2 protein-coding genes are annotated in these 2,126 nt (G+C 38.1%); both read right to left on the bottom strand.

Annotated elements, in window-relative coordinates; translation table 11 throughout:
- Positions 1-286 precede the first annotated feature (286 nt).
- A complete protein-coding gene (locus tag Q8S45_RS11695) occupies positions 287-1,051 on the bottom strand; it encodes a DUF1670 domain-containing protein (RefSeq protein ID WP_305604939.1) in 765 nt (254 codons plus the stop codon).
- Between the two features lie 31 nt (positions 1,052-1,082).
- A complete protein-coding gene (locus tag Q8S45_RS11690) occupies positions 1,083-1,868 on the bottom strand; it encodes a DUF1670 domain-containing protein (RefSeq protein ID WP_305604937.1) in 786 nt (261 codons plus the stop codon).
- Positions 1,869-2,126: the final 258 nt, after the last annotated feature.

The following is a 2,126-nucleotide window of genomic DNA, read 5'->3' as shown; positions in this document are numbered from 1 at the left end:
AGCTGAAACTTCGAGAAAAAAGGAACCAATTTCACATCAGTATGGAACAAAGAAAAGGAAATCAGCGAAATAGCAATAGATTTGCCACAAACTGTTTATGCCGGGAAAAGTGTGACCATCGAATTGTAAAAGCCCCTCTCCTACCTCTCCCCAAAATGAGGAGAGGCCTGGGGCGCAATCATTCTGAAAGGTTAAGTTTTGAATATGAGGCAATGCATTGAACTCCGAAGATAAAGCCAAATGGCATTGCAAGTATTTTGAGTTGTTCTTAAGCATGTTTTTAGTTTTAAGAAGCATTTTGTTCTTTGACATATTGATTGATGATATTTATGTACTGATTGATAACGTAAATCGGCATTGCTGTTGCAGCCTTAATGTATTCAGTGGATTTATTATCTAGATAGAGTAGTTTTACTCTATTGTAATCTTTAAGATAGTGATCCACCGCTTTTAAAGAATGATGCGTTTCCTTAGCGATTATCACTGGATCTTTTTTCTCAATTACATATTTAAAAACTATCTGATACTTATGAGTTATGCAAGAACCCATGTCATGTAAAGTTCCTGTATGAGGCAGGCTGCACGAATGTTTTTGTTCATACCTTTTTCTATCAGCAGATATTAGTCCAACGCATGAAGCCAATAAAAGGCCTATATCTCTCATTGAAAGTAATGCTCCCTGATCATATGCTTCTTGTGTAATACGGGCAATTACGTTCTGCCTGTTTTCAGAAATGGCTTTCTTTTTTTCAAGCATTGATATATCTTCATCAGCAACGATTGTGAGTACGACAGGAACTAATTTTCTATTGCGGGAATCAGCCCTCGTGTCTTTATGTACTGCATTCCAGAGTATTTGACCTGGTTTTATGGTCTGTGTATCTTTATTGTTAGAGTTGAAAATAACAAGAAGTTCATCAGCAATATTACTTCTCATATTGGGGCCAAACGTATTTGGAAACTCTTTGTTGAAGAAATCTTCAATGATTGGTTTTATAAAACGGTCATGAGCTGAATGGTATCTGTGATGTGCATCTGGTTGTCGTAACATGTCAAATGGATTTAATTGTTTAGCAACGTGTTTATTTTTTTAATGTTCCCAGAAGTTCGTTTCTGCGGATCTGGATAATCTCAGCATGATGCCAAAGTTTTATATATTCTTCTGCCAATGGGATTGAAATATGTGCCATAAAAGCAATGGAATGAACATCGTAGTTTTCTGTCGCCAATGTAACCACTTGCTTAAACCGCCTTACATAGTTTGAAACTGCCGACGGGCTGTGGTTTGTACTTTTAGCGATATGAGTATATTCCATGCCTTGAAGCCATTTTTCTACAATTATTACACGATGGCTTAACGTTCTCCCCATATCCTTTATGGTTGACCTTAGGGGCAAAACAATACCTTGCTGTTTTAATGCTTTTATATCTCTGACCAAGGTTCGTTCGCCACAGTTAAAAATGCGATTTGCAATATCTTCGATGGTTAAAACACCACCTTGGATAAGTGCTTCCTGGCAAATGCGTTGCAACCGGTGTAATCGTAAACCAACAACCCCACTTGCATTTTTGACTTCAAGGTCCTCTGTTCCAGCATCAAGGGTTAAAGTAACAGTAACCATATCAGCATTTTTCAAACTTTTTGAAGGTCCATTCTCAACGCCAGTAATTACAAACTGAACTTGTCCTGGTTTGAGCGACGGAGTCAAATTAAAGAAGTCACCATAAACTTTATGTACAGAATCGAGTATGGCACGGGCTTCAAAAGGCGAGCAGTTAAGCCCTCGAATAATATCATTCTGGAATTGACTATCAAGTTGTTTGCTGTTCAGTCTATCCCATTTGGCAAGAGAAGAATTATTTATCATGGTAGAAAACTTTGGTTAAAAGCTAAGTACTCAGAGAGTGTGTGGTTCCGGTCGGGCTACGCCCTCCCTTCACCACACACTCTCTGACAAACACAAAAAAGATATCTTCAATCAATATAAGGTCATATGGCACAAATATAGGGGTCGAATGTCATGTTGTCGATATAGTTTCTATAAATATGTGATGCCGCTGGCATTTATTATTCATTGCGCGAATCGGAATTCGCGGCACCCAATGCCTCGCTTAAAATTGCTTTC

It is taken from the genome of Lutibacter sp., assembly GCF_030692605.1.
Classification (GTDB): Bacteria; Bacteroidota; Bacteroidia; order Flavobacteriales; family Flavobacteriaceae; genus Lutibacter.
This window is presented reverse-complemented; position numbering and strand designations above follow the sequence as displayed.